Below are 19,685 nucleotides of genomic sequence, written 5' to 3'. Positions count from 1 at the left end.
TTGAGCACTCCTATTTGATGGTTTTCAGAACAAGGGTGAAGAGTGAATCCCCAGCTGCATCCAGCGGCTGAGTGTGGTCATCAACAAAGCCAAGGCCCTCGATGCCGTAGTTTGGCGCGTGCTCGCTGGAGCCATAAAAGGCGGTGACCAGCCCATCGACCTCGGCCACAATATCCATCACGCGCGGAGCCTGCAGGGTTGGCACCCGCAGCGGGACCGTGACCTTGCGCGTAGAGCCGCGCTTGATCAGCAGCTCATCGCCAAACTGGTCAAACTCTTTACGGCTGTGGCTGACATGGCCGATCTCCGCCCCATCCATGACCGTGCCAAGGATGTGATTGCGCCCCAGCACAATATGGCCCACCTCGGCCACCGCACCCGGTGCGGAGATGGTGATATCAATCCGGTGGCCGATGTAGCCCGGAAAGCCGTTCAGCACCTTCTGGCGCGCATAAAAAATGCCGCCAAAGAAATAGGTGTACATGCTGACCACATGGCCGGTGTCCGCCAGAACAAAGCTCTGATCATAAATCAAGGTGCCGCCATCGCGCACCGCGATCTGCACCGCCCCCGCCGTGAGGCCAAACAGCGAGATCGCATCGCAGTCCCGCGTCGGCACAATCGAATAGGTGATCTCATCCGCCCGGCTGGCCTTGTTTGAGCGGCGGTTGTCAAAGGCTGACCAGCGGTTCGTTGAGAGCTGCAAATCCAGCCACCAGGTGCCATCATCCGAGACCGGATCGTGGCCCAGATTGCCAGGCTGGACGCTCTCATAAATGCGGTGGGTGACCAGAGAGATCACCCGATCCCCCAGCCCATAAGTGGTGCCCGCATCCCAGACCGGGTGATCATCCTCGGCAATATTGGAGCCCACCAGCTCCACATCCGTGACCGGCATTGGCGCAATAATATTGAAGTCCATCACACCACCTCCTTTGGTAGGCCGGCGTCATTCCAGCTCTCAATATGGCGCGCGATTGTCTTGATCAGCAGCTCTACCTTCTGGCCCTGCACCCCAGCCTGGCGCGCCAGATTATCGACGCTTTCCACCACCCGGCGATTGTCCAGCATGGCCTTGGAATCGGAATGGCTGATCACCCGGCTGGATCCGGTATTCTCCAGCTCCCAGCCACGTTCGCCAACCACGCGCCAGCCCCCGGCATGCACACCGCCAGCCGCAAACTGCGGCACCCCGCCCAGCCCTCGGACCTGCCCCCGCAGCCGCTCTAGCCGCGCATTCTTAGCCTCGATCGAGGCATTCATATTGCCCATGATTTCTGCATAGGACCGCGAGCCAAGCTGTGCCTCCAGTGCCGCCTTGAAGGGCTCAAAATTCGCCTCTGGACCGCCGTAATAGTCAAAGGAAGAGGTCAGCAGCCCGTTGCGATTAAGGCCCACGCTTTCGTTTTGACCAACCAAAGTAATCTCATATTGGCGGCGCAGGGCGTTGAAGGTGTCCAGAGTGCCTTGTGATTGGTTTTCCCGGCGCTCAGCAACCGCCACGCCCGTTGACTGCAATTCAACAAGTTTGAGCTGGGTCTGGCGCTGCGCCACATCGGCATTCACCGCATCGCGCAGATCCCCCAGCATATCGTGCAACTGCGTCATGGGGCGCACCAGTTCATTGGTGGCGCTGCTCAGATCATTGAACACACTGTCAGCGGTCAACTGCACCCCACCGGCAAAGGTCAGATTGCCGCTGCCGGAACCGCCAATCAGATCCTGCAAGCGGTTCAAACGCCTTACGGTTTTATCTGCGCCATTGGTCAGCGCCACATTCACCCGGCGCGACAAATTTGCAGTGCGCGTCAGCAACAGGCCCCGCGTGTCAGCGTCCAGATCCTGCACCAGGTTCAGGCGCATATCGCGCCGGATCTCAGCTGCGGTGTTCAGCGCCAGACGCCGGGTGCCGCGATCGAGATCCTGCCCCAGCACCAGATCCAGCGTGGCCACATGCTCCGACAGGGCATTGGTGGCAATCCAGCGATCTGCCGCTGTCAGATCATCGCGGCGAATGACAAAATCCAGTGTTGTCTGGATCCCCGCCCCGGCACTCTCAACCAACCGCTGCAGCCAGCCCGGCGCGGTGTCATCCAGTGCCACCGCAACATCCAGCCGCCCCACCAGGTCATCATAGGAGAAGGCCTCAGCATTCGTGATCGCATCCTGCAGAGCACCAAGCGAAGATTGAAACGCCCCAACCGTGCCATCCCAATCCGCATGCAACGCCTGCACTCCAGCTGTCAGCGCGCCAACCTGATCACTGGTCAGGCCGTTCAGCTGCAGGAAGGTGCCCAGCCCGGTCAGAACCTCGATCTGCTGATTATACAGCGCTTCCAGCACCTCATCATTGCCGCTCTCCAGATCAGAGATCCCGGCGATAAAGTTCAACTGCCCCTGCACCTGGGACGCGATGCGGCGATATTCCTGGGAAGAGCTGGCCGAACCTTGTGCGCTTTTCAGGTAGTTTCGCGCCAGTGCAGCCAGGCCAGCCGCTGCCTCCTGATCGCCGCCGCGCGCCGCCTGGAAAGCATCCTCATAGGTTCTACGCTGCGCCGCTGCGGCCTGGTCCCGGCTGGCCCCGCCCAGCTCAGAGGGTCCCAGATCCGCCAGAGTGCTGCGCAAACTATCAGCGGTTCTAGCCCAAAGGGTGGCCGCCTCCCGTGCATCCGCCGCCATGTCGCGCGCCGTCTCGATCTGCAGGCCAATCTCGCCGCCAATCTCATCCAGCATACCCGTCATCGACAGGGTGAAGCTGTCCACCTGCGGCAAGACTTGATCCATTGCTGCCGACATCTGCAACAAGCTGGCATAAAGATCCCGCCCATGGGTGGTGGTGAGGTCCAGCGCCTCCACCAGCTCGCGATACCCCTCGCGGCTCTCAGGCATCGCCAGGCCGAGATCCTCAAACCGATCGCCCAGGCGGCGCAGAACGGTATCCACCTGCTCGGCGTCCGTATAAAACCCGGCAAAATAGCTATTGGCCGCTGCGTTCATCGCCTCCGAACCGCCAAAGCGATCCACCAGACCAGAGGCCCTGTCACCCCCCACCAGAGACATATCAAAACTCTGATGGCCCAGCAGATCCGCAACATCATTGACCGCCAGGAGACGACTGGACAAACGCCCAAGAGTTTCCAGCGCGGTTTCCCCGGAGCGGGTAAACTTCTCCGTACCCAGAACCAGTTCGGCCATGGAATTGCCGGTGGCTTCAATCTGCTCCATGAGTGCGGCCTGGATCTCTTCAGAGCTTTTGCCGTTGATCCAGATTGTGAAGCCTTCACTCGCGAAGCCTTCCAGCGCATCCATACGCAGCCCCAGCGTATCCGCCATATCCGTCAGGCCCGTGGTCAGCCCCGCCATGCTGTCATCCAGCGCCGCCTCAAACTCATATTCCAGCGGTTTGTAATAGGTGCGGTTGGAGCGCAGAAAGCCGCCTTTGTAAAAATCAAACTGGCCGCCGTTGAAGCCCTCGGCGTCAAAGTTGCCCCGAATGCCGGTGCCGGCGTATTTGCGGCTCAGCCCCTTGGCCAGCAGACCGACCACAGCAAGGATAATGCCAACCGCAGGTATGGCCGCGCCAACGGCACCCCACCCAGCAGAGGCGCCGGAGACCAGCCCGCCCAGATTGGCAAAACTGGACCCAAGGCCACCACCAGACAGCACCCCACCAAGACCGGAACCGATGCCAGACAAAACGCCACCACCGCCCCCCACCAGGCTGGCAATGTTACTGACCCCACTCAAAAGCCCACCACCGCCGAGACCACCACCGCCGCCACCAGAGAGCGCAGCCCCGGCGCTACCACCGCCGCCAGAGGTAAGACCGCCTAGCCCAAGAATGCCCGAGACCGAGGCCACCACTGGCAGCACAATCCTGGAATTGGCAAACTGGAAAGCAATGTCCTTGAGCATGCCCTTGATGGTGTCGCCCAGGTTGCCGCCCTCAAAGGCGGTGCGGGTGATATTCTCCGCCCAACGCTCCTGCTGATCCCGCACCCGGTCCAGGGCCGCATCCACCCGGTCCAGCTCAATCACCTGATCCGCCAGCGCCTCGATCTGCGCCTTGCCGATGCCCGCCCCTTCGCGGCCAAGTTTCTGCTGCACCGCGCGTACCGCCTCCAGCTTTTGGCGCTGCTCATCGGTCAGCCCCACCAGGGCGCGCCGGTCGCGGATCTCTTTTTGCAGAGCAGCCAAAGCGCTTTTGCTGGCCGCGCCCCCGGCAGAGCTGACCTTATTCAGGGCGCTGATCTGCGCGCGATATTCGCCGCTCAGGCGCTGGTTTTCCTCAAACAGGCGCACCTGCTGATTGATCCCTTCCTCGACAAATTCGCGCTGACCATCTTGCATCTGCTCAAGAGGCGGCATGGCTGCGACCAGCTCGGCGCGGTACTTGGCAACATTGGCAGCAGCCTCACCACCACCACCAGCAAGAACGGCCATACCTGCCTTGAGACCAGCGATATTGGCCTGCACCCCTGCCAGTGCCCCAGGCAACCCGGAGAGATAGCCCCGCAGAGCCGCCGCCTGCCCCGCAGCGCCACCAAGCCCCTGCGCCAGTTGACCAGCCGCCACTGTGCCGCGATCGGTCAAAGTGACGTTCTCCGAAGTGATCCCGTTCAGCTCATTCCAACGCCGCTGCAGCTCGGCAAGATTGGCCTGGATTTGCTGCAGGTTTGCCTGCTCTTCTTCAGTCAGATGGTTCTGGCTGCGCACCCCTTCCAGCAAACGCTGCTGCTCAACCAACAGCGCCGCAAGGCTCTGCTCTGCCTCTTCATAAGAGGCCCGCAGACGGGCAGGCATTTGCTCCAGATCATCCCCCGGCGTCCGCATAGCCGCCAGGGCCTGCTGATATTGCCCCATCGACTCCAGCAGCTTGTAATAGCCAAGCGCCTCCAGCTCCTTTTCCTGCCGCTCACGCACCAGCTCTGCGGTAACCGCGCGACGCGCTTCAGCCTCCGCCATCTTGGCCTCGATCGCTGCCAGTGTGACCGGCCCCCCTTTGCGCAGGGCATCTGCCAGCCGTGCGGTTGCGTGGATCTGATCGCCCATCGCAATGGTCACATTATCCATTGCGATTTCATGCGCCTCTGCAAAGGAGACTGCCCCAGATGCGCTACCGGCAAGCGCGGTGCTTGCAACCGCCAAGGCGGTGAACCCGGCCACCGCCAGACCAACAGGCGAGGCTATCGCAGCCACGACCCCAACCAGCGGAGCGGCAACTTTCAAAACCAAGCCAAGGCCGATCGCGACAGGCCCGATGGCGGCGGTCAACGCTGCACCCTTGGCAATCATCGCCTTGGTGCCATCAGATAGATTGGTGAACCACTCAGCCGCGCTTGCCGCCTTGTCGCTTAGATCTTCAAGAAATGGGGCCAGCGCCACCGTGAGCTGATTGGCCATGCCGCGCCCGACAACACCCATACGCGACAGCGCGTCATTGGTGCGCTCGATCTGATCCGCATCCACCTCAGAAATTGCCAGGCCAAACCGGGTCACATCATCCGTTGCAACACGTAAAGCCGAGCTATCAATGCGGGTAAAGATCAACCCGGCACGACTGCCAAAGAGTTCCGAGGCAACAGCCGCGCGCTCTGCCTCTGGCACGTAGCGGGCGATGGCATCCTGGATCTTCGCCATGCGCTCATCCAGCGGCAGGCGCTGCAGCGCCTCGGCGCTCAGGTGCAGCCGGTCCAGCGCCTTGACCGCAGGGCCACTGCCCGCCGCCGCCTGGCTGAGCCGCTTGGTCAGCTGGATGGTGGCCTGCTCAACCTCCCCAATTGACACCCCCGACAGATCCGCCGCCCGGCTCATCACCTGCATGGATTGAACCGAGGTGCCCAGAGACTGGGCCATTTTTGCCTGTGCATCGACAATCTTGAGGCTGGATTTCACCGCGATTGCCGCCGCGCCCACCATCGGCAAAGTGAGGCCGAGGGCGAGCCTGCGCCCCTGGCGTTCAACTGTATTGCCCAGACGCACCATGCGGCGCTCAACATTGCCCATGGCCGCAATGCCACGCTTGGCCCCACTTTCAAAAGCAGTCGATTCCAGCGACAACAGCCCCCGAAGTGAGCCAATAATTGCAGACATCTATTTTCCCTTTTTGCTTTGAAAGTGCAGCGCCATCAGACCCGCGCGCAGCTTGTTCAGATCCTGCGCTCTATCCCGGATTGCCGGTTTTGCAGGCTCCGCCGCCTTGGTGAAGTCCGGCATTTTTTTGGGATCATGGAAGGCAAACTGCACCAGAATGCCCAGTTCCTGATTAAGCACCCGCCAGGCCTTGAACTCCTGATCCTTGGCCTTGATCCTGCCGCCCGTGATCAGATCGTATTCCCGCAGGGTAACGTCCCAAAAGTCATCGTGGTGCAGGTCCAGCCCGCACCACGTGGAGAACAAGGCCTCCCAGTCTACGCCCCTGCGGCGGCACTGCCCTTTCCCGGCGCCGCCTCGCCCGCTGCGTCCGCTGCCTCGCTGGTCTCATCAACCTGGTCGCCTTCATCCTCAGCGGATTTGACGTCAAAGGCGGCGCCAATGGCCTCACCAACCAGCGGGATCAGCTTGCGCACCCCGCCCGCCTGGTCGATCAGATCCAGGGCCTGGTCGCGATCGATGCCCTTGCCATCATTGAGACCCGCCCCCAAAGCCGAGGCCATAAGGGTCACGCCCCCGGCGCCGGTGATCAGCTGATCCAGCAGGGTGTCAAAAGACTGACCGCCGTTTTCCGCTTCAATGCGGATCAGGGCACGGGTCGAGAACTTCAGCTTGAGGGTCTTTTTCCCCAGCTTCATGGTTGCACTGCGGATCATACGACTGGATCCCCTTTGGTCCATCCAACCACACCCGTCGGGCGCAGTTTGAGATCGGTCATCAGATCGCCATCCACGTCCATCGACGGAATAGAGGGGTTCACAAAGGCCTTGTAATCAAAGGCATCCCCGGTGAGCTGCTCGCCGTCCACAGCGGGCAGCTCCACCTTGAAGAAGATCACCTTGCCTTTGCGGGCCAGCGCTTGTTCATAAAGATCGGACGAGTAGAAACAGCTCAGCGTCAGCTCGCCCGTATCGGTCAGGCCGACGCCGTATTCCTTGCTGCGGCCAGGGCTGTCCAGCGAGGTGCGGTCCCGGTATTCCGGGCTTTCCTCGGGGATACCAACTGTTTTGCATCCCTTGATCACCTCCCAGGCGACCCCGTCTTCAGACCACTGCACATCGCACAGATCGCCCGGAATGACATTTTCTGCCATTGGCTTATTCCTTTCAGTTTTTCAGATAGCCGGTCACCCGGCGAAGGTCAGGCGCGGTAGCGCACCTGAAAATCCAGCATTTGACGCCGGACTACTTCCCCGCCGGTCTCGGATGATCCGTCCCGGCGCGAGAGTTCTTTGCAGCGGATCACAGATCCACCGCTATATTCTGTCAGAAGATTTGAAACCTGAGGACCCAGAGAGATCAGCGCGCCATAAGACAGGCTATCAATATTCACCTGCACCCGCGCGGCTTCCAAATTTGATCGCCCCTTCAGAGAATAGGCTGTCACCGTGCCAACGCGCTGCAGGCTGATCCGTGGAAAGCTGACATCTTTTCCAAACATGCCCCAGATCACCGGATGGCCAATGGTTTCGAGCAAAACTCTTAGATCGCGTTCCATGCTCATTTCGCCGCCCTCAAAGCTTTGCGCCGCGCCCGCTCCAGCGCCTTTTCAATATCCTTGCGGATCTCCAACCCCAGCGCCTCCAGCATCCCCGGCGCATAGAGATCCCAGGCTGGGCGCATGAAGGGGTTAGCGGGCATTTCGCCGGTGAATTTTCCCGTGGATTTCTGATATCTCGGCGCGGTGCCATCCTCATAAAGGTGAGCATGGGTCGCGAGACTGCCATCTTCCTGCACGGGCCCCACATACATGGCCACGCGGTTGCGCCCCTGATCTCCGCGCGCGCCCCGTTTCTGCCCCTTGTCCAGCTTGCTAGTCACGGCAACTTTGAACTTGCCGCCCGCCATGGTTTCAGCCGTTGCTGCTACCGGCTTCAAAACCTTCTTCAGCGCCCGCCGTCCCGAGGCTTTGGATTGCCCCCGCGTGAGCTGCACCAGGGCGCGCTCAATATCGCCGGATCCCTCAATGCGAAGCTTCGCAACCATATCAGCCACCCGCCTTGTGAATTTTCCAGGCCGAAATCTCCAACGCCCGCCGCCGCCCAACTTCCTTGATTCCGGTGACGTGCCAATCTGCGCCCTCAAAGTGCAGGCGGTTTTCACCATCAAGACTTGCCAAGGACGCATGCCAGCGAACAACAAAACGAGCCTCGGCCTTTTGTTGAACCGCTGCAGCTTGCAACCGCTCACCATCGGAAACCGGCGTATAGCTGGCCCAGGCCTTCCTGCCCTCCTGCCAGCTCACTGCCTCCATTTCGCCAGCGTCGTTTTTTTCCACTACAGAATTGAGAAAGGTGACTTTTCGATCAAACCTCAATCCCATCACTCGACCTCGCAAGGGCGACGGTAGCGCGCCTGTTTCAACAAGCGATGCACTCCAAAAGACATGCGGGGCACGTCTTCGCCATCCAGCGCAATCCCCGCCTCGAACCATTCCTTTGCCAACAGGATCACCGCCTGCCGCAACCGTGGCAGCGTCTGCGCATCAGCGCCGCCAACCCGTGCCTGTATGCGGATCAGATCGCCACTGGCAGAGCGCCCAGCCCAGGCAGGACCAAGGACAAGCTGTGGCTCATCAAAAGCCTGCTGCACCCAAGCCCCATCAAGAGACTGATCGGCCCAACCACCCACACCGTCATCAAGAGCCAAGCCAACCAGTTCCTGCACCGGCAGCACAGGAAACCACCACCGGCACCAACCACCGCGCGTGGCTACAAATTCGACTAAACGCGGGGCAAGCGGGCAACCCGTAGCCGTTGCAACCGCAGCCTCTGCCGATTGCAAGGCAAGCTGCAGCGCTGTCTCTTCATCTGGATCATCCACCAGGAAGTGAATTGACTTTTTGAAGTCTTCCAGCGCCACACCTGGCACTAAAGGATCGACATCGATTACCCGCATATCCCGCGCTCCTTACGATTTCGCGCCCTGCTTTGGCGGTGCGCCAGGTGCCTTGCCTTTGGCTTCCGACGAGACTTCACCCTCGGCCTTATCCGCAGGCGCCGGATCTGCATTGGAAACCTCGGCGACCTCGATTGCGCTCACTCGCTCAGCCAGTGCCAATTCACGCGCCGCCAGATCCCGCTCACGATCCTCAAGGCCAGACACGCCAGCCGCCAACTCCTGTTCGCGGCGTTCTACGCTCGCCACCTGGTCGGCAATATTCTTGCCAGCCAAGGTCAGCTCTTCGCGTTCACGGCCCAGCAGATCAATATCCGCGCTGGTCATGGCAGTTGGTTGTTTCACCGGCCCAACCATCTCTGCAACTGGGGACTTCCCAGCGCAAAGCTGCTTTGCCTTCTCTTCATCAAAAGCTGCGGTTTCGCCTTTGTTGTAGCGGGAATATCCCGCAAGGAATTTCACGATGATACGTGTCATCTCACGTCTCCAAGTCTCAGGAAAAGAAAAGGGCGACCGCTAGGCCACCCTGATTGTCGCGCCGTTCAGAGGGGTTTAGAGACCCCAGCCGGTACCAGTCAGCACCGAGATCGCCTCGTCATGCTCCGGTGCCAGGTCGTGCCGCGAGATCGCACGCATCAAGGTCTGATCGCGCTGGAAAGCAGAAACAGTGTTGCCGCCTGTATCCACGTAGGTCGCCTCAGTTGAGGTCGCCACGCGAATTTCTTGAGCATCGCCAATCATGATCTGCGAGAAATCGGCAAAGGTGATTTCGGTATCAGTGCCACCGCCCAAATTGTTCGGAACCTGCGAAGTGGTCTCAATCGGAAAACCGTGCAACGTATTGCTGGCATCGATCGATGGATACATTTTTGCACCGGAAGGGTCGCGCAGGCTGGCCAGGAAATGCTTGGTTGCGCCGCGCATAATCCAGCCACAGCTCAGCATTGGCACGTTGCTGTCTTCAACCACGCTTACCAGCCAACGCAGCTTTGCCTCGACCACAGCGGGCGTATTGGCAACCGCAGCCTCCAAATGCCCAGGCAAGCACCAATTCCGCAGACCTTTGGGTGTATTCCCAGAACCATCACCGCGAATAAACGCCAAGTCTTCGCGCAAACCCATAAAGGTCAAGAGCTGGTTCCGCACAGAAGCCCCAATGCTAGGGCTACCATGCGCCAGCAAAGCATTGCCGATCGGGACCAGCGCAGCCAGGGTTTTGAAATCCTGATCAACATGGTCAAAAGTAGGCTCGCTTTCGACAATCGCCGCGTTTTCCCCGATGTAGCCAGCGGTTGGAGGGCTTGCTTCGCGCCCTTTGCGCATCATACCCGCTGGCATGTCGTGAACCACCGCGCCAAGTTTGCGCACAACCACTTTAGGAGTGAGCAGCTTGATCAAAACCTCAGACTGCGGGCGCGGGATCAACACCCCACCAGCGCTTTGCACAGCGCCAGACAGGGCGGCTGAAATCCCGCTATGCCCCTGCTGCTCCAGCGCTGCAACAGCTTGGTCACGATTACCCCCGGCATTGGCCAATGCGGCAACCATCAACCCGGTGTCGACACCCTGATTATCAGTACTGGCAACCTTCCCAGGAATACGACCAGATCCAACCCCGCCGCTATCTTGTTCAGAACCCGCTGCGCTGGACTGGGCCGCCTCGACATCCTCAGCCCGTGCGACGCGGACCTTCAACCCGTCGAATTCTTTCTTGGCCGCATCAAAGGCAGCAGTCGCCGCCTCGATCGCGCTGGCCTCGGCAGTGCCGCTGGCTTCCAAATCATCCAGCGCCTTTGCCGTGGTACCCATATTTTCAGCCGCCGCCTTCAGCATGCGGCGCAGATCGTTGATATCCATGTTGGTTTCCTTTTCGTCATGGAAAGGCTGCAGAATCGCAGCCCAATTGGCCCCGCCGCAAATGCGCGAGGTGAACACAGGCAGGGGTGCCGGTGACTAATCGTGAGGTTTAAAGGGTGGCTTGCGCCTGGGCGGCTTCGGCCAGTGCCATGGCAGCCCGTGTTTTGGGGCGCGGTTTGGGCGCATAAAGCCCGCCGATGCGCGCCAGAAAGTCGGGCAGAGTTTCTCCTGCATCCACCAGCCCGCGGCTGATGGCATCCGCGCCCCAAAACACGTCGCCACCATCCTCGACATTATCCGTTCGGCTCATCCGCCCAGGGAGGTCTTCAACTGCAATTTTGCGCCCCTCGGAGACCGCTGCCAGGAATTCGCCTTCCATTTCATCCAGGCGCATCTGGGTCAGTTGTTTGCCCTCATCTGTTGACGGGTCAGGCCGCTTGGCACCGGCATGGGCCGAGGTCTGAATAAAGACCTGGTTGCCACCGGATCCCGGCTGCATTGGTTGAGCCATTGTGGCCATGGTCCCAACCGAGCCAACCCAGGAGCCAGGGGTGGCGCTCAAATCGCTGCACTGGCTGGCCAGCCAGTAGCCTGCCGAGGCCGCCAACGGATGCACCAAGCCATGCACCGGCTTGACCGAGACTGCCGCGCGAACCGCCTGCACTGCGGCCTGAATGCCCATCACTGAGCCGCCCGGCGTGTCAAACAACATCACCGTGGCCTGCACCTCATCGCTGGCAGTGACTGCCGCCATGGTTTCTGCCAACCCGTGATAGGTGGCCCAGCCCAGATAGCGCTCCAGCATGGCCGAGTTTGGCGTAAGGATGCCCCGCACCGGAACAAAGGCAACGCCGCGATGCACCGCAAACCGCTGGCCACGTTCAAACTTGATCGCATCACCACCCATGGCTGACACATCAACCGAGGAAACAGCCTCTTCCTTTGGCAACCCCATCGACAACATGGGCAACCCATGCTCGGACATTGCCAGCGGCGCGGCCCCCAACAGGGCTGCAATAGTGGTCACTGTCATTGCTCTTTTCCTTTCGGCTTTGCCTCTTCTTTGCGGGTCATGTTGGGCGCAGGGTTCATCTTGTTGCCATTTTCCGTGGCCGGTAGCCCAACCTTTTTGCGCCCCTCATTCGGGGTATAGATCGGCCCCCCAACCGCCTTGGTCACCGCCTCGATCTGATCTTTGATTGTGGGCTGCAGCAAAGCGCCAAAGTCATGGCGCAGGAACATGCCGCTATCTCTTTCGCCCCGCGTCAGCACCGACATCGCCATGGCTTCCTCTGCCAACCCCGACCAGTGCAAGAGGCAATCCGTCAGATAATCGATCGCCTGCTGTTCGCCGTTTGCCTTCACTCCGTTTTCCAGCATCTGCAATTTGCTGGGCGGCATCCGGTAAATTGCAGCCAATTGCTCGCGGTCAAACTTGCGGCTGGCCAGTAGCTCCTGATCTGCCGCTGTCAGATCAAGGCTTTTGATATCATCCTCCGGCCCCAGAACCGGAATGCCATCCGAGTTCGGATTGGTGATGTGATCCTTGAGCCGCCGCGCATTGCGGGTCCGCGCCGCATCGTCTTCATAGCCTTCACCTAGTTTCAGAAAGGCCTTGGCATGGGCGCCAGAAACAGACCGGCCCGCCGCCTCTTGCCCGGCAAAAGCCAATCCAACGCTCTCAGTTGCGACCTGCAAAGGAGACCGGCCCGTCCAGCCATCCAGCGCCAAATAGCGCAGATGCACCATCGACCGGCTGGGCGCGCGACGCTGCACGTCTGCCCCATCGGTAAAATCATAGAACCGCGACCGGCCAGAGCGCAGCATCGTGCAGGCATCCTGGTTGATTATCTCGATCAGCTCCAGCTCGCCGCCGCGATCGCGCGGGCCATAGGCATAGCTATTGCCGCGCAGCGCCCAGGCATAGATCAGAGCAAGTCGCATCACCTTGGCCGGCACACCCTCCGAGGCCTCGACATTCAGCAGATAGGCCGCCGGATGATCTCGCACCCGCACCTCTTCCCCGTCGCCTTTACGCTGCCAAAGCTTCAACGGCACTTTGGCAAGATCCCCGGCGATGTTATTGCAGCAGGCAAACACTGTCGCATGCTGTTCGCCCCGCTGTGGAGAGACGCGCGGCAGGTGCTTCGCCAAGCGCCCGCCAGAACCGCCCCAGGCAATATCAGACAACCAAGGTTCCGGCTTCATGGTACCAGAGGTCGCCGCCTCGGCAGACATCACAGGCGGTTCCACCCGCTGCACAACCGTCTCATCTGAACCACGCGAAAAATCCATTCCAAAGATTTTCATACTACCTCGACTTCCCGCGCTTTGCGTTTCTGTTCGCCCGCCTCGGCGCGCCCCAGCGCCATGATCGCGGCCACCGCCGCATCGATCCGGCCCGATGATTTCTTTTTGTTTGGCTTCACATTCTCGGAGGCATCCTCATCCCGGTGAACATTGCCAACCTGCCAAGCCAGCATTGGATTGCCGCCGTGACGGATCCTGTTTTCCATCACTTTCTCTTCAAACCGCTTCATCGGGTTTGACATCGACTGATAGCCCTGCCGGTGCTCCACCATCGGAAACCGGCGCTTGTCCAGCTTGTCGGCCAGATACTTCATGCCCCAGGGGTCATAGGCCACTTCCTGCAGATCAAAGTGCTGGCGGATCCATTCCAACCGGGTGGCCAGCTCATCCTCATCAATGGTTCCGCCTTTGTGGATCTCCAGCCACCCCTGATCACGCCAGCCGACATATTCCCGCTTTTCCGATTGCGCCCGCTGAATAAATCCCTTGGGCCCTTCTGGCAGGAAGGTGAAGGCGACCAGGTAGATCAGCCCATCAACTGGCACCGCGATCACAATCGCCGTAGTGTCGATCTTGTTGGACAGATCCAGCCCGACCCAGGCTTTGCGGCCATACAGGCGCTCTATGTCAAACGGCGCGCTGGCCATGCCCTTGTCCCAGATATCCCGCGCAATCCAGGTCTCTGCCCCTTCAGTCCAGAGGTTCAAGTGAAAGCGCTTGAAGTTGGGCATGCGCCCCGCGATCGCCAGAGCCTTTTTCAGCGTCGACTGCATCGCATCGATCTTTTTGCTCACCCCCAGATTGGGGTTGCCCATGGCCCAGAACTGCGGGTCCGCCGGATCACAATCTGCGGGCGGCTCTGCGATGTAGCCAAAAAAGGCATCATCCTCGACGCCGCCGCGCAGCACACTTTCGCCATAGTCGCGCAGCTCACCGCAGAGCGATGCGCGGTCTTGCCCCGCCGTGGTGATCACCCAATCGATCGGCTGCGCACGTGCGATCATGCTCTCAACAATCGTGTCCGCCAGTTCGCGATCGGTCCAGCGGTGCATTTCGTCGCGCGCCAGAAAGCTGGGGTTAATCCCATCCGAGGAATCACCGTCCCGGCTCAGACAGGCAATCAGCCCGTCTGTTTTGGCAGTCTCGATCGCGGTGCGTGAGACATCCATGAATTCGCGCAAGAGCGGTGATCGCTTGATCATCCGCTTCATTTCTTTGAATAGCAGCCCCGCCTGGTTCTTGGTGGTCGCCGCGCAATAGCCCTGCGGCGCCGCCTCACCATCAAACAACTGGGTATAGAGCATCGGCACCGCCGTATCCGTGGTTTTGCCGTTCTTCTTGCCCACCTGGTGATAGGTCGACTGGAACCGCCGCAGACCGGTTTCCGATCGCTTCCAGCCAAAGACAGAACCATGCCTAAATTCCTGCCAGGGTTCCAGCTTCAGAGGCTGGCCAGCCATCGGCCCGGTTGTGTGCTGCAGCATGCCGCCCCAGTTGATAATCCGGCTGGCGGCCTGGCAATCAAAAAACAGCCCGCGATCGGCCCCGGTTTCCAGATCCATCAGGTGGCGCTCGCAGGCCATCCGCACCAGATCGCCCGCAACCAGATCCCCCTCAACAACCCCCAGCGCATAGCGGCTGACAGGGTGGTCAATTGGTTCCATTGGTTCCAGTAGGTTTATTCAGCTGCGCCATTACTTGATCAAACAACTCGCCTTGGCTTCCAGCCCCCAGCCGAGCCTCATCCACTGGGCTCAAACCAAACAGAGCAGCCTCTCTCCGCATCGTGTTTGCCGCCGTTTCCTGCAAGGTCAGCGCTGGATGCTTGCGCTTTTGATTGCCGTTGCGCCCCTTGCCAGTGTCATAAAACTGGCCTTCCATCGCCACCGTATTGGTAGAGGAAATGAAATTTGACACCGCCACGCAGTAGCTCGCAAACTGATATTTGAAGAGCAGTTCCATCCGTTCTTTCTTCACCAGTTCCGGCACCAGCTCATCCCAGACATCACGGGCGAGATCATCCATGAAGTCCGGCGCCGCCGGTATTTCTCTTTGGATATCCCCCTTCATGGGGATGACATTTTGCAGATCCGGCTTGCGTCCCTTCATTTCTCATCCCTCCTCTCAAAGTGGGTTTTTCTCTCCAATTTCCCGGTCGCGTAAAAAAAGGTTATCCGTCCGGTTTGTATTGTGGGGCCTCAGTTTTGAGATACCCCCCCTATCGGCGGAACACCTCACGCGCGGTCTTGCGGCTGTGACAAGAGTGGCAAAGGCTCTGCCAATTCTTGCGATCCCAGAACAATTTGCGATCGCCTTTGTGTGGCGTGATGTGATCCACATCCGTGGCCACCTCGACCACGCCCAACTCATCGCAGTCTTTGCAGAGCGGATGCTGGCGCAGATGAACCAGCCGCGCCGCTTTCCATTTCGGATCCGCGTACAATCGCCGCGCAGCCAGAGCAGCCGGCGAAGTCTGTGCCACCTGCCGCCGCGCCTTCAGCTTGTCCTTGCGCACCCCCTCATGCTCTTCGCAATGCGACAGCCCAGGCAATGCGATCTCATCGCAGCCAGCCGCCACGCAGATCTTCGATCGCGCCACCGGAAATTCCCAACAATGTTTGAAAGCACACAACGCAAAAACGCCCGCCGGTTTCCCGTGGGCGCTTTTGTTGATTATGCACTATTCATGCTCTGCAGGTGACCTAACTGTCAACACCATTTTTTGCATCAGCAAGATCATATCCCTGCATTCGATCTAGCGCAGCGCAAAGAGCAACCCGCAACGCTTTGATTGCATCGCCCTTTTTCTCCCAGCCGTGCTTATTCAACACCTCATGCAGCGGCATATCACCCAGACAAACCATATCGACCAACCGACGAACATAGATGGCCCGGCGCTTCACCCCACCATTCTTTGATGGCCGGATGCGTCTAACCTCCTTTGCCAGCCCATCGCCAATGCGGCGATGCAAAGCCCGCAATCTCTGGAAGTCCCGAAAGATCGCAGCCTCTCGATCACCACCACCGGCACCGCCGGAATGAACAGCCTCAAGAGACGAACATTTGACGCCCGACGCTGTGACCCGCTCGACCAGCGCCGCATAGTCGCGCGCCGCGCTGATCTGCCCCGGCGTGAACAATGCCCTATAGGCCTGCGGATCCTGTCCAGCCGAGGCCCGCCTGACCTCTGCCGCCCGATGCGCCTTTAGTGAAGCCCGCTCCATCGCATCGAACGCATCTGCAACCCGTGCCGCATCCCGGCCCGCCTCGCCAGTCTTGACCGAGACAAAGCCACCACATTCGGTCTGGCGCATCTCGCGCGGCGTGAAGCGCATCATGGGACCACGGCCAGGGGCCACCGGAATGGCAGGCCCACACTCAGCCGGAACACGACCGCGCGCCTTAATCTTGGAAATCCGCGATACCTCATCTTGCAACCGGGCCACCCCTGCCGAGGTTACAATCACCACCTGTTCGCTCATTTATTCACCTCAATTTGCCGCATGATCAGCGCACATTTTTCAGCCGCCGCCGCTCGTTTTTTCTGCATGTCCAGGTCAACAGGGTTTGGAACACGGCCTTGCCCTTGCACCTCTTCGATCAACTCCAACCGGCGGCGCGCTTCCTTTGCCCTCTCTTTGATCGCAACAAGGGGAATTCCCTTGGGCCAAATACGTTCTTTGCGCACATATGAGCGCAGCTCGGGCGCCCAATCCTCCGCCATAGCCTGGCTTCCCAAAGGCCCGGAGAAGACAGCAATCAACAGGGGAGAAGCGCTATCCTCTGGCGGCTGAATATCCGCAGCCCAAGCAAGAATTTTTGAGGCACTGGGAAACAGTGAGCGATCTTTCCCACCGGCCAATCTTGAGGCCTGCTCTGCCAAGGCATCCAGGTTGATAGCCGTCATGTAGGACAGGCGACCACATAGCTCATCAATCGTTGCATCAAACTGCGCCACGGTCACGCCAGAGGCGCGCCGCAACCCCAAACGGGTCAAGGGCTGCACCAGATGGTCCCGCACCCGTTGCTTTGCCTCTTTCAAATCCGATGCCATCGCCTCTTTCCTTTTCTCAGTGCTTCCGGGCTATCCACACACACCAGCCTTTCGGTTTTCGGCCAGTAAGGTGTTTTGTATTTTTCTGTTTTTTTTTGTTCTGTCCTGTAGGGCAATTTCACCTGCAGGCCGAAATCTTACTGAAATCTAAGTGAAATCATTTCACTTCATTTCAGTTGTATTGCAGTTGAATTTCACCGATCCCGCGCCGCGCTAATGGGCGTTACCTCGCCCGTGTAACCAAGCACCTCCGCCATGGCCGCGCGCACATTGTCGGGGGTGATGTATAGCTCCGAATGCTCGAAGTGTTCAGCTAGGGCCGTGATGGCGCGATCGTCTTTGATGATATGCTCCTGGACACCCATGTCCCGCATTTTGGTGCGGATCTTGTGCTTCTTGAGTGCCAACCGGCCAGCTTCACGGGCAGCATCACGCCCCCGCTTTCGCTTGTTCATGTCCGTCACGATCGCTTCAATTATGCCCGGATGACCTAAGCGAGTTTCATATTCGCCGGTGCGGGCATCCTCCACCAAAACTGGAACCCAACCGTGCAGCACGTTCTCCTTGGCTTCCTGCCAGTCTTCGATCGAACGGAACCGGGCTAGGTCAGCTAAATCAATGTCATCCCCTGGCAACGTCCCAGCAGGATCCTGGCGCATGGACTCGGTCCACAGGATCACGGCGGTGCCAACATCCTCGCGCCTGCCCAGCATCACGCAGCGGCTAAGGAATCGAGAACCCAAAAACCTGTGGGTGTAGAAGGGAAACCAATCATGCGAGGAAAGGGTATCGCCACGCCGCAGCGGCCAAACATCCGCAGGTTCGTTCTGGCCCTCTATCAGATCCGACATTGGCCCACCTCCCTTTTTCTGACCGAGACAAACGGCTTTCCCCGGATATGCTCACGCCGGACATAGGATTGCCCCAAGGCCAGCTCGACCCGGCGTTCAATTTCGACAAATTCAGCAGCGCACCGCCGATCAGCCTTGCGCCGATCCGCAACAGCGCGCAGCGCATGCATGACCGTGGTGTGATCCCGCCCGCCAAAGCGCCGGCCAATTTCTGGTAGGCTGCAGTTGGCCTTTTGGCGGATCAGTGCCATGGCGATCTGGCGTGGCCAGGCCAGCCGCCGCGCACGGCAGGGCCCAACCATTTCGCCAGCGCGCAGGTGGTAATAGCCGCGCACGATGCCCAGAATGACTGCCACCGGGTCTGATGATGCGATTGTCGACACCCTTTGTCGCGCCGATATGTTTTGACTAAGCTGCACAGCACAATCCTTTCAAATTATTGCGCGAACGATCTCGTTCCCACTCGTCCCGCACTTCACCAAACCCGGCCAGATGTGCCGCCTCGATCCGGGCGCAGGATTTTTCAAAATAGGAATCCTCAATCTCGACACCCACCGCACGGCGACCAAAGGCCAGCGCGGCCAGAACAGTGGCGCCAGCGCCCATAAATGGTTCAAGAACCAAATCACCGGGTTGCGAGGATTGCAGAATGTAGAGAGCCATAAGAGAGGTCGGCTTTGGCGTCGGATGCCAATCGACACCTTTTGGTCGCGCACAGGCAAAGGACTGTTTGGCCCCGCCATAATTTGGCCGCCGCGCCCGCCCTTTCCACAGATATTGGGTGAATTCCTGGTTCTTCATGTAGAACGGCGCCCGCGTCGGTGCGCCCTTGTCCCAGGTCAGCAGGTTGTGAAACTTAAACCCAACACCCTGAAAGGCGATCTGCGCCGCACCAAAGTGCTTATCGTTGCACATCACGTAGGCATCAGCGTCGGATTTAAGCGCGCGATAGATAGGCCCGCCCATTTCGTTCCAGGGGATAGAGGCCATAAGGTCGCCACTATTGTCATACCGATCCAGCGCGAACTTGCCAGACATGGACTGATTTGCCTTGCCGCCCGAGGTCAATTTGTAGGGCGCATCCGTGGCGCAAAGCGCGGCCTTCTCCGGCAACCTTGGCAACACGTCGCGCATATCACCCAGGTAGAGGGTGCAACCGCCGATCACCTCTTTGCGTCGATATCCAGCAATCACGCGCAACCCTCCACCAGGTAGACCGGCTTGACGGACGTCAGCGCCAGGCAAACAGCAGCCCAAACATCGGGGGCCTCTTGCCAGCCGACAGCAGGGGGAACCACCACACATGCACTAACCCGGACAGCAGGCGCAGGCTGAGCGGCCTTGAGCCCACCCCAACCGGCCAGAAACGCTGGCGAAATCGCCATGACCCCGGCGGTGGCGAGGTCTTGCATCCATGCGCCGGCACAATCCGCGCCCAGCACCGGGCCACCCTCGGAATAGCTATAGGGCGTTGCCAAACAGGCCAGTCGATCCTTTTCGCGCGCCGCTATGTCCGCCAACGGCACCCCCTCATGCAGGCAAGGCATGCGCTGCCAATGCCAC

Annotated in this window: 22 protein-coding genes; all 22 read right to left on the bottom strand. The window is 59.6% G+C overall.

The features are described from left to right. Window positions 1-10: 10 nt before the first annotated feature. The 22 genes from N1037_08725 to N1037_08620 all read right to left on the bottom strand — a co-directional run bounded on the left by N1037_08725 (window position 11) and on the right by N1037_08620 (window position 19,642). Window positions 11-922: a hypothetical protein gene (locus N1037_08725; GenBank protein UWS81079.1), complete on the bottom strand. Its 912-nt coding sequence runs from the start codon at window positions 920-922 to the stop codon at window positions 11-13. Next, window positions 922-6,093 carry a hypothetical protein gene (locus N1037_08720; GenBank protein UWS81078.1) on the bottom strand — a complete coding sequence of 1,724 codons (5,172 nt, stop codon included), beginning with the start codon at window positions 6,091-6,093 and terminating at the stop codon, window positions 922-924. The genes N1037_08725 and N1037_08720 overlap by 1 nt, the downstream gene beginning before the upstream one ends. Further along, window positions 6,094-6,399 (bottom strand): hypothetical protein, encoded by a 306-nt coding sequence (locus N1037_08715; protein ID UWS81077.1) that lies wholly within the window; start codon window positions 6,397-6,399, stop codon window positions 6,094-6,096. 11 nt (window positions 6,400-6,410) lie between these two features. Then, window positions 6,411-6,809: a hypothetical protein gene (locus tag N1037_08710; GenBank protein UWS81076.1), complete on the bottom strand. Its 399-nt coding sequence runs from the start codon at window positions 6,807-6,809 to the stop codon at window positions 6,411-6,413. Further along, window positions 6,806-7,246, bottom strand: coding sequence for a hypothetical protein (locus tag N1037_08705; GenBank protein ID UWS81075.1), 441 nt, complete (start codon window positions 7,244-7,246; stop codon window positions 6,806-6,808). The genes N1037_08710 and N1037_08705 overlap by 4 nt, the downstream gene beginning before the upstream one ends. 47 nt (window positions 7,247-7,293) lie before the next feature. Beyond that, window positions 7,294-7,656: a hypothetical protein gene (locus tag N1037_08700; protein UWS81074.1), complete on the bottom strand. Its 363-nt coding sequence runs from the start codon at window positions 7,654-7,656 to the stop codon at window positions 7,294-7,296. Then, a complete protein-coding gene (locus N1037_08695) occupies window positions 7,653-8,138 on the bottom strand; it encodes a hypothetical protein (protein ID UWS81073.1) in 486 nt (161 codons plus the stop codon). Before N1037_08695 ends, N1037_08700 begins: the two co-directional genes overlap by 4 nt. Before the next feature lies 1 nt (window position 8,139). Beyond that, on the bottom strand, window positions 8,140-8,406 hold the full coding sequence (locus tag N1037_08690; protein UWS81072.1) for a head-tail adaptor protein: 267 nt from the start codon (window positions 8,404-8,406) through the stop codon (window positions 8,140-8,142). 68 nt (window positions 8,407-8,474) lie between these two features. Further along, the gene (locus N1037_08685) at window positions 8,475-9,050 is read right to left on the bottom strand and encodes a hypothetical protein (GenBank protein UWS81071.1); all 576 of its coding nucleotides are present in this window, start codon (window positions 9,048-9,050) and stop codon (window positions 8,475-8,477) included. Window positions 9,051-9,062: 12 nt separating this feature from the next. Further along, window positions 9,063-9,527, bottom strand: coding sequence for a hypothetical protein (locus tag N1037_08680; GenBank protein UWS81070.1), 465 nt, complete (start codon window positions 9,525-9,527; stop codon window positions 9,063-9,065). Window positions 9,528-9,602: 75 nt separating this feature from the next. Beyond that, window positions 9,603-10,907 (bottom strand): phage major capsid protein, encoded by a 1,305-nt coding sequence (locus N1037_08675; protein UWS81069.1) that lies wholly within the window; start codon window positions 10,905-10,907, stop codon window positions 9,603-9,605. A gap of 109 nt (window positions 10,908-11,016) precedes the next feature. Further along, on the bottom strand, window positions 11,017-11,940 hold the full coding sequence (locus tag N1037_08670) for a S49 family peptidase (GenBank protein ID UWS81068.1): 924 nt from the start codon (window positions 11,938-11,940) through the stop codon (window positions 11,017-11,019). Further along, on the bottom strand, window positions 11,937-13,202 hold the full coding sequence (locus N1037_08665; protein ID UWS81067.1) for a phage portal protein: 1,266 nt from the start codon (window positions 13,200-13,202) through the stop codon (window positions 11,937-11,939). The genes N1037_08670 and N1037_08665 overlap by 4 nt, the downstream gene beginning before the upstream one ends. An 11-nt stretch (window positions 13,203-13,213) precedes the next feature. After that, complete coding sequence (locus tag N1037_08660; GenBank protein ID UWS81066.1) at window positions 13,214-14,881, bottom strand: phage terminase family protein; 1,668 nt, start codon at window positions 14,879-14,881, stop codon at window positions 13,214-13,216. After that, window positions 14,868-15,326, bottom strand: coding sequence for a phage terminase small subunit P27 family (locus N1037_08655; GenBank protein ID UWS81065.1), 459 nt, complete (start codon window positions 15,324-15,326; stop codon window positions 14,868-14,870). The genes N1037_08660 and N1037_08655 overlap by 14 nt, the downstream gene beginning before the upstream one ends. Before the next feature lie 109 nt (window positions 15,327-15,435). Further along, entirely contained in the window at window positions 15,436-15,816 is a 381-nt protein-coding gene (locus N1037_08650) for an HNH endonuclease (GenBank protein UWS81064.1), read from the bottom strand. Window positions 15,817-15,919: 103 nt separating this feature from the next. Next, window positions 15,920-16,699, bottom strand: a complete 780-nt coding sequence (locus N1037_08645) for a hypothetical protein (GenBank protein UWS81063.1) — start codon at window positions 16,697-16,699, stop codon at window positions 15,920-15,922. Then, window positions 16,696-17,271 (bottom strand): hypothetical protein, encoded by a 576-nt coding sequence (locus tag N1037_08640; GenBank protein UWS81062.1) that lies wholly within the window; start codon window positions 17,269-17,271, stop codon window positions 16,696-16,698. Before N1037_08640 ends, N1037_08645 begins: the two co-directional genes overlap by 4 nt. Before the next feature lie 194 nt (window positions 17,272-17,465). After that, on the bottom strand, window positions 17,466-18,122 hold the full coding sequence (locus N1037_08635) for a YdaU family protein (GenBank protein UWS81061.1): 657 nt from the start codon (window positions 18,120-18,122) through the stop codon (window positions 17,466-17,468). After that, on the bottom strand, window positions 18,110-18,505 hold the full coding sequence (locus N1037_08630; protein UWS81060.1) for a hypothetical protein: 396 nt from the start codon (window positions 18,503-18,505) through the stop codon (window positions 18,110-18,112). Before N1037_08630 ends, N1037_08635 begins: the two co-directional genes overlap by 13 nt. Window positions 18,506-18,530: 25 nt before the next feature. Beyond that, window positions 18,531-19,316, bottom strand: coding sequence for a DNA methyltransferase (locus N1037_08625; GenBank protein ID UWS81059.1), 786 nt, complete (start codon window positions 19,314-19,316; stop codon window positions 18,531-18,533). Then, window positions 19,313-19,642, bottom strand: a complete 330-nt coding sequence (locus tag N1037_08620) for a hypothetical protein (GenBank protein UWS81058.1) — start codon at window positions 19,640-19,642, stop codon at window positions 19,313-19,315. Before N1037_08620 ends, N1037_08625 begins: the two co-directional genes overlap by 4 nt. Window positions 19,643-19,685 lie beyond the last annotated feature (43 nt).

This window comes from Phaeobacter sp. G2, from assembly GCA_025163595.1.
Classification (GTDB): domain Bacteria; phylum Pseudomonadota; class Alphaproteobacteria; order Rhodobacterales; family Rhodobacteraceae; genus Pseudophaeobacter.
The sequence above is the reverse complement of the archived record's forward strand: the minus strand, read 5'-3'. Positions and strand labels throughout refer to the sequence as shown.

Excerpts from the sequence above, each read along its gene's own strand:
- N1037_08725 (UWS81079.1), bottom strand. The coding sequence starts at position 922 with ATGGACTTCAATATTATTGCGCCAATGCCGGTCACGGATGTGGAGCTG.
- N1037_08720 (UWS81078.1), bottom strand. The coding sequence starts at position 6,093 with ATGTCTGCAATTATTGGCTCACTTCGGGGGCTGTTGTCGCTGGAATCG.
- N1037_08710 (UWS81076.1), bottom strand. The coding sequence starts at position 6,809 with ATGATCCGCAGTGCAACCATGAAGCTGGGGAAAAAGACCCTCAAGCTG.
- N1037_08705 (UWS81075.1), bottom strand. The coding sequence starts at position 7,246 with ATGGCAGAAAATGTCATTCCGGGCGATCTGTGCGATGTGCAGTGGTCT.
- N1037_08700 (UWS81074.1), bottom strand. The coding sequence starts at position 7,656 with ATGAGCATGGAACGCGATCTAAGAGTTTTGCTCGAAACCATTGGCCAT.
- N1037_08695 (UWS81073.1), bottom strand. The coding sequence starts at position 8,138 with ATGGTTGCGAAGCTTCGCATTGAGGGATCCGGCGATATTGAGCGCGCC.
- N1037_08690 (UWS81072.1), bottom strand. The coding sequence starts at position 8,406 with ATGGAGGCAGTGAGCTGGCAGGAGGGCAGGAAGGCCTGGGCCAGCTAT.
- N1037_08685 (UWS81071.1), bottom strand. The coding sequence starts at position 9,050 with ATGCGGGTAATCGATGTCGATCCTTTAGTGCCAGGTGTGGCGCTGGAA.
- N1037_08680 (UWS81070.1), bottom strand. The coding sequence starts at position 9,527 with ATGACACGTATCATCGTGAAATTCCTTGCGGGATATTCCCGCTACAAC.
- N1037_08675 (UWS81069.1), bottom strand. The coding sequence starts at position 10,907 with ATGGATATCAACGATCTGCGCCGCATGCTGAAGGCGGCGGCTGAAAAT.
- N1037_08670 (UWS81068.1), bottom strand. The coding sequence starts at position 11,940 with ATGACAGTGACCACTATTGCAGCCCTGTTGGGGGCCGCGCCGCTGGCA.
- N1037_08665 (UWS81067.1), bottom strand. The coding sequence starts at position 13,202 with ATGGATTTTTCGCGTGGTTCAGATGAGACGGTTGTGCAGCGGGTGGAA.
- N1037_08660 (UWS81066.1), bottom strand. The coding sequence starts at position 14,881 with ATGGAACCAATTGACCACCCTGTCAGCCGCTATGCGCTGGGGGTTGTT.
- N1037_08655 (UWS81065.1), bottom strand. The coding sequence starts at position 15,326 with ATGAAGGGACGCAAGCCGGATCTGCAAAATGTCATCCCCATGAAGGGG.
- N1037_08645 (UWS81063.1), bottom strand. The coding sequence starts at position 16,699 with ATGAGCGAACAGGTGGTGATTGTAACCTCGGCAGGGGTGGCCCGGTTG.
- N1037_08640 (UWS81062.1), bottom strand. The coding sequence starts at position 17,271 with ATGGCATCGGATTTGAAAGAGGCAAAGCAACGGGTGCGGGACCATCTG.
- N1037_08635 (UWS81061.1), bottom strand. The coding sequence starts at position 18,122 with ATGTCGGATCTGATAGAGGGCCAGAACGAACCTGCGGATGTTTGGCCG.